The sequence below is a fragment of the Yoonia sp. genome (assembly GCF_046292185.1).
Classification (GTDB): domain Bacteria; phylum Pseudomonadota; class Alphaproteobacteria; order Rhodobacterales; family Rhodobacteraceae; genus Yoonia.
On the sequence record NZ_JBKBQY010000087.1, the window covers coordinates 1 to 14,090 of the forward strand.

The window sequence follows — 14,090 nt, forward strand, 5'->3', positions numbered from 1 at the left end:
TCTTGTGCCTCATCTGATCGCGCACGGCTTGTGGGTCCAAGCCTGCCATCGTGACCACGCTGTTGAAGTCATTGTTTGGCCGGGTGAACCAAAGGCGGACGTGGTGCGTCTGGTGGATTTTTTCTTCACGTGTTCCGCTGCTTGCGCTGACGCCGGTCAGAGCGTCTTCTACCGCCATGGCTAAGACGGCTTGCCAGAGTGCGCGTTCATCGCTGATCATAGCTAGCGCTCCTGACGTTGCTTGTGGCGGGAATGACAGGGGGTGCAGAGGGACTGCCAATTGGTCTGGTCCCAAAACAGCCGGTGATTTCCGCGATGTGGTTTGATGTGATCCACCACCTTGGCGAGTGCGCCACAGCAAGTGCAGATCGGGTGTGCCGCCAGAAAGATCAGACGGGCTTTTTCCCACTCATGGGTATAGCCGCGCTGTCGTGCGCTTGGCCGGGTGGCATCGTGGCGCTTGTTTCTTGCTCTGGTGCTGGCGATCTGACAGGCGCAGCGGGTGCCGTGTGGCACAATCTTGCCGCAAGAGCATAGGCGAGGTGGACGGCTCATGTGCGGCCACCATGGCGGGCCTTCAAGGCGCGCAGCCCCTCGCGGTCAAAGTCGGGATCAAGGCCAGCCTCTTCATTGGCGGCGCGCTGTTCTGCGGTCATTGTGGTGGTGTCATTGTTCTGATCATCATGCGCGCCATGGATCGCTTTCAGCTTTTGCAAATGACCGGCAAATGCTGACGTGATCTCTGACGGTGTGGCGTTCCAAGCGGCATCTGGTGTCCATCCCAGCCAGCCGGTGGCGATCTGGAAAAGCTGTTGATAAAACGATGCCCAAGGTATTGGCTTTTGAGGGCCTTCTGGCACCTCTTTGTGATCAGCAGAATTGGTTACTAATGAAGTACATAAGGCAACAGCTTTGCCGTGAGTGATTTCGACAAAAACGCGTAGCGGTTTTACTTCTGCGGCGGTCATTAGGGCTTCAGCAGCCGCGCGATCAGTGGCGGCGATCAGGATGATTGCTTTGATCGTCGCGGTGTCGAACTGATCCACTTTGCTGAATAGGTTTTCAAATCCATCGTGCAGGCGTTCGAGGTAGGTTGCAGCCCGCAAAGACGGGTGCAGCCGCACAGTGTTGCCACCGTGCGAAAGCGTGATCACGTCATATGCGGGCTGCGTTGTCATGGCTTATGCGGCGATCCGCAGCTTCACGAACCGCTCAGGGTGCGTCAGGTCTGCACCGACGCGCTTGCGGGCGTGAATGCGCAACTGGCCTTTGGATGCCACGGTGAACGGGTCGCGCATGACGGCCAGCGACACGCGGTCCACGATCCGGTAGCCTGAAAAATCGCCGAACAGGATCGGGAACGTGCCTGCGCCGACATTGTCCATATCAATGGCTTCGACCACCGGACGGCCCAGAATTGTCGAGGGTGCGCCAGCGGTGATCGGATCGATCAGCAGGTAGCGGCCCTGACCGTCTTTCCATGTGCGGATCGTGGCAAGGGTCTGGCGGTTCATCATCCAGACGCCATTCTGTGCGAACACGGACGGCAGGGCGTGATACATCGCGATAAGGGTATCCGCCGGGTTGGTCGCACCAAAGGCAGCGGCTGCACCGCTGTTGATCGATGCAATGCCGGTGCCAGTCATCAGACCTTTGGGCTGGCCGATGCCGGTGCCTTTTACAAACGCCAGACCTTCGGCCTTGCCGAACTGTTCCGCGAAGTCGGTCAGCAACTCGGCTTCCAAATTATACTGATTGTCCTCTGCCAGCGCGTTGGACATATCGACAAAGGTGGCAAGCTCATGCGGCGCGATGCGGATTTGCTCATAGGTCGGGCCGGACGGTGTGCGCTCTGCATCCTCTTCGGTCCAAACAGCAGATGTGCCGGTAACGCGGCGCGGATAGACGATCTCGGACGCACCGATATTGATCACGCGCGCATACTGGCGGATCGGCGAAAACTGGACCAAGTTTTTCAGCAATTCGCTGCCGAATGCTTCGGGGGCCAGAAAGCCGCCGCTTGCGTCGGTGGCGACGTTCAGGCTCTTTATTTCGTCGGCGGTCATACGTTCCACACCACGGCGCAGGAACGTCTCGAAAGACTTGCGCTCTGGTGCGACGGCATTGGCGATTGTGACGCCGTGGGGGCGGTTGGCCTTGGCTTCGATTGCGTCAAGGCGGGCCTGCATCGCGTTAAACGCTTTCAGGTCCAGACCGGGGGCATCATTGGCCGGGGTTTGTGCGGCGACCAGTGCGGCTGCGGCGATTTCTTCGGGTGTCATAGTTTCTTCTCCTGTAGCGGCCTCTGCGGCGGCGGATTTGATCGAGTGGATTTGTGCGCCCGGATGACTCGGGACAGCGACGATTGAGATTTCGTGCAGATCAAGGGCGGTGATCTTCCGACCACGGCCCAAGGGGGTGGCGGCTTTCGTCTGAAAACCGATAGACAGGCCAGTCACGGCCTTTTGCATGATCATGGCGTGAACCTCGCGGGCGCGCGCCACGTCCTGCACCAGCAGGCGACCTTTCACGGTCAGACCTGCATCGCTTTCTATGATCTCATCCCAAATGCCGATGACCTGCGCCTGATCGTGCGCCCAGAGCATTGGCAGGGTCGTGGGGCTGGTGATCGCGCCTTTTTCGATCACATCACCAACCCTGTCGGCGCTGCCATAGGGCCATGCTGTGCCGGTGATCGCGCCGGTGTCGTCAACAGTGATCGCGGCTTTGAATTCGAGGCGGTCCGTCATTCTGGTTGTTCCTGTGTGATGCCGTTCCAGCGTGCGTCCAGCACGTCGAGGGCGAGGGGGAATGTCTCGGCGAATGGCCGGTTTTGCGCCCATGTATCGACAAGCTGCGCCGCGTCCTGGGGGCTGGTGCCGCCGCCGATCAGCGCCAGCCGCAGGGTATGGGTCAGATCGTCCAGCTTGAATTGCTGCGCGATAGCGCGCTGGTAGATCGTGCCAATGCCGACACCGGACAGGCGCTCAAGCTCTTGGATCATCGGATCGGACAAACAGAACACGCGGTCTGCATCACCAAAGAACCTTGTGACGTTAATCATGCTGCGGCCTCTTCGAGGGCCGGGGTGGCGGTTGTGATGTGCGGATTGCTCAGGCTAGCACCCTCGGGGTGATCCGGCATATTCAGACCGGCGCGAACCTCGTTACCTGTCATCACACCCATGGCGCGATACTGGCTATATGCGGCGGCGCGGGTAGCCAGATCGGTCGTGACCAGATCATCGATGACAAATTCGACGTTGAACTGGCTGCGCTCTTCGGCGGTCAGCAACACGCGCGCATAAGCCCATGTCCATGCGATCAGCCAAGGCTTGAGCGTAATTGCCAAGAACTGCCGGGACATTTCTTCGACGTTTGACCAAGTGCCACGCGAAAGCTCAAAAAGCATTGTTGGGGGAACGCGGAACACGCGGGCGATTTCGCGGATTTGCTCTATCCGGTTCTCTGCGAATTGAGCATCGGCCAGCGTCATAGAAAGCTGTTGATAGGCCATCCCCTCATCGAGGATCGCCGTGCCGCCTACGTTGCGTCCCCCGTGAGTATTGAGAAACGATACGCTGATCTTCTTTTTGGTTTCGACGTCCAAGATTTTTGGGCTTGTGATGATACCGGAAGGGCGTGCGCCATTCCGGAACAGTGCGCTGATGTGGTGTTCAAATGCGATTGCCAGACCAATGGCCTCTTTCCCCAGCGTGATCGGACAGACGCCGCCAAATGGCTTGATATGCAGCATGTCGGTGAAGCTGTAGATCACCGGGCCGTCTGCGGTCTGAACGCGGTAAGTCGGTTCACCGTCTGGGGCGGTCAGAACCGTAACGCTGGCCGGGTCGATGCGATACATCTCTGCGGGCCGTCCGTCTGTGTAGCGCGTGACCAGTGCAAAGCCGCCTTGGTCGCGGGTCAGCGCGTCCAGCGTCAGGTCTTCACGTAGCTGTGCAGCGGACGTCCATGGATTGGCTTCATCATGGATCAGCCGATAGGCGGGGTGGGTCTTGGCGGTCTCTTTCGTCGCGCTGTCGAAAATCTTGCACGGCAGACTGCCGATGGTTTCGCTGATCAGGGCGACCGCGCAGGCCACGGCAGGGACCCGCATGGCGGCAGCAGCAGAAACATGGATGCCAGATGCTGACGGGGCTGCGCCAAAAATCTCCAACACACCGGGGTCGGTGAGATTCAGACTTTTCGTGTCTGCGCGAAAGCCAAGTGCTTTCTTGACGTTGGTGAAGATTTCCATAAAGCCCGCCTAGGTGTTGCAATAATGCAACATAGCACGGCTGCCGGAATCTGCCTAGATAGAAACGTCATGGGAACGAAAATTTAATGCACATAGTGATACACATTATGAAACACGCTGAAAATCTAATATGTTGTTTAATAACGATAAATATGGGTGTAGTTTGATAAATGTCGGACTGTCTGTCCGCCACATCGCCTTTTCCCGCGATGAATTTCCCTTGGTACTCACCCGCCCTTCAGCGTGTCAGGAATTTCCCCACCCTCTTGCATCAGAGGCTGGGAAAATTTGCATGTCAGAAAAAGTCTGGCGCGGTCTGGTGTGTGAAAGGCATCACGCGCCGCGCAGGACCACCCCGGCTGTCATCAGCCCCCATGCGATCGTCATCAGCCAGAACCCGGACACCGGCAGGGATACCACCGCGATCCCGAACATCGGCAGCAGGGCAAGCACGCCGCAGATGACTGAGGCTGCGAAAATAAAGAACGAAGGGGCGGTCAGTCGCATGGCGGTTCCTTTGCGTGATAATCTGGCGATAATCTGGCGTCCTGCCGCGAAAATGACCAGCGCTGATTGCGGCTCTGCCCGCGTCGGCGGGTAGGATGCGATAAATAAACCGGCAGAGCCATGATTGACGGCATCCGCGCGCGCGTCGCGGCAATAACGGGCGGCCTGCACAGCCTATGTAGACTGTGCAGGACAGCGTTTGATCAATCAAACAGCGGAATTTCGACCTCTGCTGCCTGAAACAGATAGTCGCGTGACGCCACGATCTGATTGCGCAGGGCGGCGATGTCATGGCCGACCAAGGCCCCTTTCCATTTCCTGATCTGGCCTGCCACAAGCACGGTTTCCACATTGGACCTTTCCATCAGCGTCACCACTGCGCCCGCCGCATTGTTCAGCGGGGCCACGTTCAGCGCATCGGCATCGAGCAGGATGATATCCGCCTCTTTGCCGGGGGTCAGTGACCCGGTCTTGTGATCCAGTTTCAGACCCGCCGCCCCGTTGATCGTGGCAAATGTGATCGCGTCGCGCACATCCATCAGGGCGGGTGCCGCCTCTGGTCCTTCGTCCAGCGCGATCTGGTTGGCGAACATCCGCTGCACCGTCATGGCACTGCGCATCTGGGTGAAGAAATCTGCGGTCATCGTGCATTCCACATCAACCGAGAGCGAGGGGGCCATGCCCATATCGATGGCTTTCTGGATCGGCGGCAGACCATGCCGCATCTGCATTTCAATCGGCACCGACAGCGAGACATGCGCGCCGACCTCCTGCGCGCGGTTCCAGGCCGCATCGGACATGCCGGTCATGTGGATGAACAGGTGCTTGTCGGTATAATGGGGGATCAGCTTATCCATGGTTTCCTGCATGCCCAGCGATCCGACGACGTGCAGACCGATCATCACGTCAAGATCCTGCGCCAGCCGCCACAGGTCCAGCGGATCGACGTCCGGCAGGTAAACTTCGCCGCCCATCAGCATGGTCAACAACTGATCGTCCGAGGCGAAATATGCGTCCCTGATCCGGCGCGCATCCTGCGGATAGGCCAGATCCGGCCCGTACCCTTCGAAATAGCCGAACACGCCCCGGCGGCCCACGGCCTGCATTCCGGCGATGACGGCGTCGGAATGGGCGGGCGAATGGTGAATCTGCGACACGTCATGCACGGTTGTGACGCCGGCATCAAGCTGGCTCAACCCGCCGAAAAGCTGCGCGATATAGACATCCTCTGGCCGGTAAACCATCGAGAATTTACCAAGGATATCGTCCAGATAATTCGGTTCATCCGGGCGGGTGGGATCAGCGAACATGATCCCGTTGGGCAGATAGGACCGCAGCGTGGTTTCGAACTGGTGGTGATGCGTGTCGACAAAACCCGGCATCACGATCCGCCCGGTGGCATCGATCACCGCCGCATCGCCTGCGTCGATCTGTGGGGCGAGTTCAACAATCCGGCTGCCTTCCAGCAGCACGTCGCCGGTGAAATCGCCGATGGCGCTGTCCTGACTCAGGATATGCCCGCCTTTGATCAGCGTGCGCCTGCCAGCCGCGCCCACGCCTGCGGGCAATTCCTGCGCGGCAGCCGGACGTGTCATGAAGGCCGGCAGAAACGCGGCGGCGGCGGCGCTGGCCAAGGTGCTGCGCAGGAATGTCCGGCGTGTCGGGTGGTCGTGCTGGCGCGGGAAACCGGCCCTGCAAAGGTCACACATTGTGTTTTGTCCTCGTGGTTACTATCAGTGCTCTAGGCATCTAAAGTATGTGCAAAGGCCCGCAAGGAGACACGTGAATGAAACTAGGGAACATGTCTGTGCCCGGCGACTGCGAACGGATCTCGCCGATCCTGTCGCGGGTGGGGGATAAATGGACTGTGCTCGTGGTCCTGATCCTGTCCGAACAACCCAAGAGGTTTAACCAGATCCGGCGCGAGGTTGAAAACATCTCTCAACGTATGTTGACGATGACCTTGCGCGGATTGGAACGTGACGGGCTGGTGGCGCGGCATGTCTATCCCGACAAAAATCCGCCTTGGGTGGAATACCGCTTAACCGATCTGGGCCAGACTCTGGTCGCGCCGCTGTTCACCCTGTGTCAATGGGCCGCAGAAAATTGCGCCGAGATCGAGACAAATGCTGCCAAGGCGAAAGTGGCGTAAACTAGTTTTCGCGCTGTTTGTATTCGTAGCGATAGTTGTAGCCATATCCTTTGCGCCCGGCCGCTTTCTTTGGGTCGTAACCATTCAGGACGGCACCGGAGAATCGCAGACCTGCGGCGTCGAATGCTTTTTGTGCTGCATCGACCTCGCCCAAGTGGGTTTTGTCGTGGCGGGCGACAAAGATGCTGGCACCGGTGCTGCGCGCCAGAATGACCGGGTCGGTGACGGCAAGGACAGGGGGCGCGTCGAAGATGGTAAAATCGAAATTTTCGGCGCAATAGGTGATGAGTTGCGTCAGTTCGGCCCGCATCAAAAGCTCGGACGGATTTGGCGGATAGCGGCCCGTTGGCAGAAAGAACAGGTTTTCATGCGGGCCCTGCAGGATCGCATCCGCGCAGGACAGATCGCCGGACAGAACCTCTGCCAGTCCGGCGCTGTCGCGCGCAACGTCAAAATAGCGGCGCAATTGTCCGCGCCGCAGATCGGCGTCGATGACGCAGGCCCGCTGCCCGGCTTGCGCGATGACCGCAGCAAGGTTGGCGGACAGGAAACTTTTCCCGGCGCCGGGATGCGACGAGGTCATGGTAACAGTCGGCGTGGCGGCATCCAGCATCCCGAAATGCAGGCTGGTGCGCAAGGATCGTAACGCCTCGACCGTCAGATCGGCTGAACCTGCCAGCGCCAGAATGGGCAGGTGGCCACTGCGGCGGCTGGCGGTATCCGCGCCCTTGTTATAGTTGATCGTGGCAAAGACGGGCAGGCCCAGCTTTTCCAGCTCACTCGGGTCCTGCACGCCCTTGCGCAGCCAGCCCGTGACCAGCACCAGCGCGATGCCTGCAAACATGCCGAGCACCAGACCCAGACCGAGGATCATCGATCTGCGCGGCGCGACCGGGGCAGGGCTGCTGCTGGCATCGTCCACGACGCGGACATTGCCGATCGTACTGGCGCGCAGAACCTCGACTTCCTGCGCGCGCGTCAGCAGTTCTGTGTAAATCCGCTGGGCCATTTCGACTTCGCGCGTCAGGTTCAGAATCTGGCGCTGGGTTTCTGGCAATTCACCGATCTGACCGCGCAGGTTGGCCAATCTGGTTTCAAGCCGTTCGCGTTCTTCCAGCAACTGACGATAGGTCGGATGGGCGGGCGTGAAACGTTCGGCAATTTCACCCTCGCGGCGTTGCAGATCGGCAAGCTCTGTCTCGACCCTTGTGACCTGTCCCAGAATTGTCTGGGTTTCCAGCGACAGATCCACCGTGACCTGCTGCTGGCGGAACGCATTCACCGCCGCCTCTGCCTCGCGCATGTTTTCTTCGGCTTGTGGCAGTTGATCGCGGATGAACGACAGGCTGCTTTCGGCCTCTGCCGCACTGCGCGATACGTTTTGCGCCTGATAGGACTGCACGATGGCGCTCAGCGCGCGGGCGTTGTCTGTGCGGTCAAGACCGGTCAGCCGCACCTCAAGGATGCCGGAACCGCGACCGACCTCGGAAACGCTCATCCGGCTGCGCAAAGCGTTGATGGCGCGGCGTTCATCGATCTGTGTCAGGGTGAAACGCCGCTCTGCCGGGGCAGCCAGTTCTGCGACGGTGATCGCAAACCCGGTCTCAGCCAGATTGATCGGTTCGCCGACATTGCCCTCAACCTGCGTGGCGTCCGGCAGGATCACGCGATAGCTGTCCTGGCCGGTGACGATAAGATCTATCCCCTGGTTCAGCATTTCTGGCGGCACGATAAAATTGGCCAGCGTGACGCGGTCGCCCGGTCGCGCGAAACGGTTCGGCACAACCGCATCCAGCAGCGGAACGTGGTGGCGCGCAAAAAGCGTGCCAATCACCGGCAAGGTGTCGGGCGTCACGCGCCAGTCAAGGTTCTGATCCGAAATCGCCCGGCCCAGCACCATGCGCGACCGCAGGATTTCAATCTCTGTCACGCTGCGGGGATCGTTTTCGACCATACTGGACAGGCTTGACGGCAAGGCCAACGCGCCGGACCGTTCCTCAAGCTGCAGCAGGGCGTCGGCCTGATAGGTCGGATGCGTATTGGCGACATGCAGGGCGGCAAGCGCCGCCCCAAGCAATGTCAGCGCGGCAATCCGCCAGCGGCCGCGCCAAAGGGTGCTGACCAACTCGCCCAGATCAATTTCGTCATCGGCAGTGTCGAGAGGTTTGTTCAACACGATATTCTGCCCCGCGATGGCCCGGCCGAAAACAAAGAAGCGACTGATTTATCTGGCATTCTTTGATTTTCCCATGGTCGATTTTTCCAGTTTGTCCACCCAGGCGGTGGCAGCCTTTTCAACCTGCGCGAACACTTCTTCATGAAAGGTAGTCGAGCGACGGTAAGGATCAGGGATGCCGACGGCACCGGTCCATTGGTCAAACAGCATGATCCTGCCCGACAAATCTGGCGCGGTTTTGACGATCTCGCGCTTGTGTCCGGCTTCCATCACCAGAATGAGCGCGTGGGACGACCCGATTTCATGCGAAAACTGCCGCGCCACGTGACCGTCGAGCGAGACGTTGCGCGCGGTCGCGACTGCCGTGGCATCCGCGTCTGCGTCATGCCCTGCGAGCGCGGCAATGCCTGCAGATGTCACCGCGATATCAAGGCCACGTTCGGCCAGTTTGGCCGCAAGCAGGCGTTCACCCAGTGGCGACCGGCAGATATTGCCGACGCAGACGACGAGAATGGAATCAAACACCATCGGATCGTCCTTAATTCGTCAGGTCGTCGACGGTGCGGACGGCCTGTACCGATGGCAGTAACCGGACGATCGTGTCGTTCCAGCGTTGCAATGGTGAGCGCAGCACATAGACAACATCCCGTGGTTCCAGCACGAAACGTGTGCCCAGCAGCAGCCCGGCAGGCGTTGTCGTATCCAGTTGGAAAACCCGCGTCAGATCACCGTCACCGCGGAACACAAGCACGCCGCGCGCATTGGCGCGCGATTGCTGCAGACCGCCGCTGCGCGTGATCGCCTGGGTCAGGGTGATCGGTTCGCGCGACAGATCCACGACATCGGGGCGCGCGACCTCGCCCAGCAGATACGCCTCTTCGGCGCGGCGGCGGGGGACGTTGACGATGTCGCCATTGCGCAGGATCGGGTTGTTCTGACCGATCCCGGCTTCAAGGAAGCCCTGCATATCGACCGTAAACACGCGGCCACCGCGCTGGATCGTCACGATCCGCGGATCGGCATCGTCGCTGAGTCCGCCTGCAGCATTCACCGCTTCGATCAGGCTGAGCCGGACCGAGGTCAAGGGCTGCCGGTTGGGGCTTGCCACGGCGCCGGACACGACGACCGACTGTGAATTATACGCCGCGACGCGGACTTCGACCTGAGGGTTGGGGATGAAATCGGCCAGACGCGTGGACAGATCGCTGCGAATCTGCCCCGCAGATCGCCCAGCGGCGCGCAGGGTGCCGATATAGGGATAGGTGATCGTGCCATCGCTGGCGACCTGAAAGCCGCTCTCGGCGGCGCTTCTTTGTGGGCCGGCGGGCAGGGTCAGTTCGGGATGGTCAAAGACGATGACCGACAGGATGTCGCCGGGGCCGACGGCATAGGTCCAGTCCCGGTTATTGGGCATGGTCGTGGGGGTAAACCCGCGGGCAGGGCGCGCGAAATTGGCGATGTTTTCCGCATTCAGCACGATAACTTCGACATTGTCGCCCAGCGATTGCTGCGCCTGGGCGCTTGTCGGGAATTCGATATACCCGTCAGAACAGGCGGATACGGCGAAAGCCATCAGCAAGGCCGCGATCACAGGCATTTTGCGCAAAACACCTTCCTTGCCCCAACTCCCGAAGGTGCATCTTACCATAAACATCTTCCTTGCAGCTTTTCAACTTGGTCCCGGTATACGACTTTTGGACGCGTAGATAATACGGTTCATCGCGTCGGACCGCATGTTTTTTTCTTTATCTCACTTATGACACTTTTGCGACAGTCAACCTTGCGCCCCCGGACTTATTGAGCAGATTTACGATTGCGCAAGGCATAGCGCGTTGTCAACTTATGCGCGAGTGCGAAACCGATCATATAGATGATCAGCGCGATCCATGCCGCCACGGGCTGGTCCCACAGAAACGCGCCCGTGAAGATCGGTACCGCGATGAACGGACCCAGCACAAGCGTCGTCAACGGGTTCGATCTGCCCTTTTCGTTGTAGCCGAAGTAAACCATATCGAGCGCGCGCCTGACCTTGTGATGCAGGTGCATTCTGTCGGGCTGAAACGCTGCCTTGCCATCAAGTAACCGACGGTAGATCGTGTGCAATACATCTGCAAGCGGCCAGAACAGCACCAAAAGCAGGGCCGGGACCGCGACATCGTCAACCCGCGCGACCAGCAATATGGCAAGCCAGGTCAAAAGATGGCCGATGCCATAGGCACCTGCATCGCCCAGAAACATCCGGGCAGAAGGCCAGTTCAGCGCCAGAAACCCCATAAGACAGGCAGCGAATACCAGAGCGAATATCATGATATCCGTCTCTGCCGCATTTGCCGCGATCATCGCAAGGCCGAGTGCAGAGAGAAACCCGTTCGTCGTGGCCAGCCCGTTCATTCCGTCAATCAGGTTAACCGCGTGGCAGAAACCTGCGGAAAACAACACGGTCAAAGGCAAGGCGATGATATACAGCGACATCATTCTGTCGAACACCGGCAGGTCTGCGCGCGGCACCCAGACGCCAAGAAGAGCGATGGCGACAGCGGCAGATACCATCGCGGCCAGAAGGCGCCTGCGGGGTGACATCGCATAACCCAGATCCTCGGCAAAGCCGGTGACGATCACAGGGGCAGAAGATATCAGCAGCAAAAGGAAAAATGGGTCACTGATGCTATCCCTGAGAAGAAAGCAGGCAAAGCACAACCCGGCGAATACCGCGATCCCGCCATAGCGCAGGGGTTCGCCAACATGGGATGCCTGCCGCGCAAGATTATCCTGCCGTTCCAACGCATTTGGCAAAACCACTTCATGATACCTGACCAATAGCAGGCCGGCAGAAAGCGTCACGATGAGTGCAGCGAGATATATCATCAGTTCCTGTATCACTCAAAAGCAAACCAACGCCCGGCCTGACATGGTTTATTCGCCCGCTGATTAAGACAGTGAGCTATGGTTAACAACTGCAAATTGCAGCGTATTCTTTTATTAGGTGACAGGGGGAATCGTATAAATACGCACAAGGCCGCTTACAGTTCATCCCGCGGCAATGTTGAGTATAAAGGATCAATCTTTACAAAAGATTAAGGGCGGCAATAAACTTGCCGCCCCTAGCTTAACTCTGCAAGCACAACACGATATTGTGACTAGATTTGTCCTAATTACCGCCGAAGCACTGCGCCGCAAGCTAAATGAACTTGGAGTGACTTAGTTGGTACCGTTGGTGGACGAGGTGCTGCTGCTGCTGCTTGCCAATGCAACCAACGCGATCAGCGCGACGCCGGCGACAAGGGGGCCGCTCAGGCTACCGACAGCGGGGGCGACGCCCTGCTGCTGAGGCACGACAACGACTTGGTCAGCAACAACAGGAGCCAGGGACCCTGCGGACACCATTGCTGGGGCCACGATCATTGCTGCACAAAAGGTGCTCATCATAAGTTTTTTCATCGTTTCGGTGCTCCAGATAAGTTGATTTCGAGTTCATGTTTGCGCAGACGGGACGGGAATGTCAAGCAATCACAACCTGAAAATGAGTTTAACGCTTCAGGTGTTGTATAATGATATAGGCAATATCGTCGCTGATCCATTGGTTTGACTGCCAGATCAGACCATCGTCGATACCGATCCAATAATTGTTGGTAAATGCCTCACCCTCGCGCCCCGTTGGCAGGCATGCCTCGTCGATCCTGCGGGTCGCGACAATCCGCGCGATCAGATCCACGGTTTCCACGCCCGCCACGGAAACGTCGCATTGATATTGCTGCACAATTTCGCGGTTTTCACCATCCAGATGGCTATGGCGCCGGGTGATGGTGCCCGATCCAATTGCCAGCGCAGCACGCAATCCATCCGCCTCGGCCAGAAACAGATCGGCACCAAGACCGCGTGTCGCGACGACGATATCCTGTGCTGTCACGACAGAGATTCCGTCGCTGCCGCGCCAGTCGGTTCTGCCGTCGATATTGGCGAATAGGCGGAATGTCGCGCTGGCGTCCCGCACGGGCAGGCTGACCAGAAGAAAAGGTTCCTCCACCGCGGCCACGACCGCAGGTGTCAGTTGCGCGCGCGCATCGCCGGCATCGGGTGCATCGCTTGTGATCTGCGTGACAATCGCGCCTGCGATCTGGCCCAGTGATTGCGCATCGCTGTTGCCGCAAGCGCTCAGCCCCAAGGCGCAAAGCGTCAGCACCTTACTGCGAAGGGATATAATCTTGATCATCGCCAGAACCGTCCCCATTGATCGCTGAGTTCGGGCGCATGCGCCCCGCGCACCGACGGATACAGCCGGTTGTTGATATCAAGCCGCGCGCCGCCATCGCGTTGGACCGGTCTTAACGTCAGGCCCGCGCTTTGTTGGTTGGGCTGGCCCAAGGCCCATGACAACGGCACCGACACGCGGATGCCCTTGTCAAACGATCCTTCGCCGAAATCCTCGAACGGGACATCGGTCAGGGTCGCAAAGGCGCCGACCACCCAGCCGTTGCCGAAGCGCCGGTCAAGGCTGACCGTCGTGCCCCAGTCACCGGCGAGATAGCGACCCACATCGACCTGCAGGTCGAACCCGTTCTCGAATGCATAATAACCCGAAATATGGCCCGTGGTGACGTCGTAATCATAATCGCCAAAGCCGAACAGCCTGTCGGTGTCGCGCTGCATCACATGGTTCAGTTCCGCGCCAAGGGCAAACCGGCTGTCCACAGGTTTCCAAAGAACCTCGCCAGATACTCCGCCGAACATCTCTTCGAAATAGCCCAGTGATGCACGGGTATAGACATCGCTGCCGACCCGGCCAAAGTGATCCAGCGTCAGCCGTTCAACCCCGAATGCGCCGTCGCGGTCATAGCGCGGCTGATCAGACCGTACCCGCGGCAGGACGGAATCGGAGGTGCGGTCAGATTCGTCACGATTGCCGAATACCTTGGCGCGCAGCGCACCCGACACCGACAGGCTGGGCGTCAGATGGTAACTTGCCGCAGCCTCTACCCCCAGATCTGCACGCAGAGGGCT

General features: G+C 59.1%; 15 protein-coding genes. 1 reads left to right on the forward strand and 14 read right to left on the reverse strand.

The annotated features are described in order from the left end of the window. From ACK4TM_RS14000 to ACK4TM_RS14030, 7 genes are all read right to left on the reverse strand, one after another. The coding region (locus ACK4TM_RS14000) for a hypothetical protein (protein ID WP_409702311.1) at positions 1-220 on the reverse strand (220 nt) is incomplete at its 3' end. A gap of 331 nt (positions 221-551) precedes the next feature. Further along, a complete protein-coding gene (locus tag ACK4TM_RS14005) occupies positions 552-1,178 on the reverse strand; it encodes a hypothetical protein (RefSeq protein ID WP_409702313.1) in 627 nt (208 codons plus the stop codon). 3 nt (positions 1,179-1,181) lie between these two features. Next, the gene (locus ACK4TM_RS14010) at positions 1,182-2,750 is read right to left on the reverse strand and encodes a phage major capsid protein (protein WP_409702315.1); all 1,569 of its coding nucleotides are present in this window, start codon (positions 2,748-2,750) and stop codon (positions 1,182-1,184) included. Next, positions 2,747-3,064 (reverse strand): gene transfer agent family protein, encoded by a 318-nt coding sequence (locus tag ACK4TM_RS14015; RefSeq protein ID WP_409702317.1) that lies wholly within the window; start codon positions 3,062-3,064, stop codon positions 2,747-2,749. Before ACK4TM_RS14015 ends, ACK4TM_RS14010 begins: the two co-directional genes overlap by 4 nt. Beyond that, the gene (locus tag ACK4TM_RS14020) at positions 3,061-4,257 is read right to left on the reverse strand and encodes a phage portal protein (protein ID WP_409702319.1); all 1,197 of its coding nucleotides are present in this window, start codon (positions 4,255-4,257) and stop codon (positions 3,061-3,063) included. Before ACK4TM_RS14020 ends, ACK4TM_RS14015 begins: the two co-directional genes overlap by 4 nt. A 333-nt stretch (positions 4,258-4,590) precedes the next feature. Beyond that, the gene (locus ACK4TM_RS14025) at positions 4,591-4,764 is read right to left on the reverse strand and encodes a hypothetical protein (RefSeq protein ID WP_409702321.1); all 174 of its coding nucleotides are present in this window, start codon (positions 4,762-4,764) and stop codon (positions 4,591-4,593) included. Between the two features lie 203 nt (positions 4,765-4,967). Next, on the reverse strand, positions 4,968-6,473 hold the full coding sequence (locus ACK4TM_RS14030; protein ID WP_409702323.1) for an amidohydrolase family protein: 1,506 nt from the start codon (positions 6,471-6,473) through the stop codon (positions 4,968-4,970). A 77-nt stretch (positions 6,474-6,550) separates the two neighbouring features. Here ACK4TM_RS14030 and ACK4TM_RS14035 point away from each other — a divergent pair, with 77 nt between their 5' ends. Beyond that, positions 6,551-6,916 (forward strand): winged helix-turn-helix transcriptional regulator, encoded by a 366-nt coding sequence (locus tag ACK4TM_RS14035; RefSeq protein WP_409702325.1) that lies wholly within the window; start codon positions 6,551-6,553, stop codon positions 6,914-6,916. 1 nt (position 6,917) lies between these two features. On the opposite strand, the gene ACK4TM_RS14040 is transcribed toward ACK4TM_RS14035, so the two are convergent. The 7 genes from ACK4TM_RS14040 to ACK4TM_RS14070 form a co-directional block, all read right to left on the reverse strand. Continuing rightward, on the reverse strand, positions 6,918-9,092 hold the full coding sequence (locus ACK4TM_RS14040) for a polysaccharide biosynthesis tyrosine autokinase (RefSeq protein WP_409702327.1): 2,175 nt from the start codon (positions 9,090-9,092) through the stop codon (positions 6,918-6,920). A gap of 48 nt (positions 9,093-9,140) precedes the next feature. After that, complete coding sequence (locus ACK4TM_RS14045) at positions 9,141-9,620, reverse strand: low molecular weight phosphotyrosine protein phosphatase (RefSeq protein ID WP_409702329.1); 480 nt, start codon at positions 9,618-9,620, stop codon at positions 9,141-9,143. A gap of 10 nt (positions 9,621-9,630) precedes the next feature. Beyond that, the gene (locus ACK4TM_RS14050; protein ID WP_409702339.1) at positions 9,631-10,689 is read right to left on the reverse strand and encodes a polysaccharide biosynthesis/export family protein; all 1,059 of its coding nucleotides are present in this window, start codon (positions 10,687-10,689) and stop codon (positions 9,631-9,633) included. Positions 10,690-10,886: 197 nt separating this feature from the next. Further along, on the reverse strand, positions 10,887-11,957 hold the full coding sequence (locus ACK4TM_RS14055; protein ID WP_409702331.1) for a glycosyltransferase family 4 protein: 1,071 nt from the start codon (positions 11,955-11,957) through the stop codon (positions 10,887-10,889). A gap of 333 nt (positions 11,958-12,290) precedes the next feature. Then, positions 12,291-12,530, reverse strand: a complete 240-nt coding sequence (locus ACK4TM_RS14060) for a hypothetical protein (protein WP_409702333.1) — start codon at positions 12,528-12,530, stop codon at positions 12,291-12,293. An 88-nt stretch (positions 12,531-12,618) separates the two neighbouring features. Next, entirely contained in the window at positions 12,619-13,302 is a 684-nt protein-coding gene (locus ACK4TM_RS14065) for a YjbF family lipoprotein (RefSeq protein WP_409702335.1), read from the reverse strand. After that, positions 13,299-14,090, reverse strand: a 792-nt coding sequence (locus tag ACK4TM_RS14070; RefSeq protein WP_409702337.1) for a YjbH domain-containing protein, incomplete at its 5' end; no start/stop codon positions are given. The genes ACK4TM_RS14065 and ACK4TM_RS14070, both read right to left, overlap by 4 nt.

Excerpts from the sequence above, each read along its gene's own strand:
- ACK4TM_RS14050 (WP_409702339.1), bottom strand. The coding sequence starts at position 10,689 with ATGCCTGTGATCGCGGCCTTGCTGATGGCTTTCGCCGTATCCGCCTGT.
- ACK4TM_RS14020 (WP_409702319.1), bottom strand. The coding sequence starts at position 4,257 with ATGGAAATCTTCACCAACGTCAAGAAAGCACTTGGCTTTCGCGCAGAC.
- ACK4TM_RS14005 (WP_409702313.1), bottom strand. The coding sequence starts at position 1,178 with ATGACAACGCAGCCCGCATATGACGTGATCACGCTTTCGCACGGTGGC.
- ACK4TM_RS14045 (WP_409702329.1), bottom strand. The coding sequence starts at position 9,620 with ATGGTGTTTGATTCCATTCTCGTCGTCTGCGTCGGCAATATCTGCCGG.
- ACK4TM_RS14035 (WP_409702325.1), top strand. The coding sequence starts at position 6,551 with ATGAAACTAGGGAACATGTCTGTGCCCGGCGACTGCGAACGGATCTCG.
- ACK4TM_RS14025 (WP_409702321.1), bottom strand. The coding sequence starts at position 4,764 with ATGCGACTGACCGCCCCTTCGTTCTTTATTTTCGCAGCCTCAGTCATC.
- ACK4TM_RS14060 (WP_409702333.1), bottom strand. The coding sequence starts at position 12,530 with ATGAAAAAACTTATGATGAGCACCTTTTGTGCAGCAATGATCGTGGCC.
- ACK4TM_RS14065 (WP_409702335.1), bottom strand. The coding sequence starts at position 13,302 with ATGATCAAGATTATATCCCTTCGCAGTAAGGTGCTGACGCTTTGCGCC.
- ACK4TM_RS14055 (WP_409702331.1), bottom strand. The coding sequence starts at position 11,957 with ATGATATATCTCGCTGCACTCATCGTGACGCTTTCTGCCGGCCTGCTA.
- ACK4TM_RS14030 (WP_409702323.1), bottom strand. The coding sequence starts at position 6,473 with ATGTGTGACCTTTGCAGGGCCGGTTTCCCGCGCCAGCACGACCACCCG.
- ACK4TM_RS14010 (WP_409702315.1), bottom strand. The coding sequence starts at position 2,750 with ATGACGGACCGCCTCGAATTCAAAGCCGCGATCACTGTTGACGACACC.
- ACK4TM_RS14015 (WP_409702317.1), bottom strand. The coding sequence starts at position 3,064 with ATGATTAACGTCACAAGGTTCTTTGGTGATGCAGACCGCGTGTTCTGT.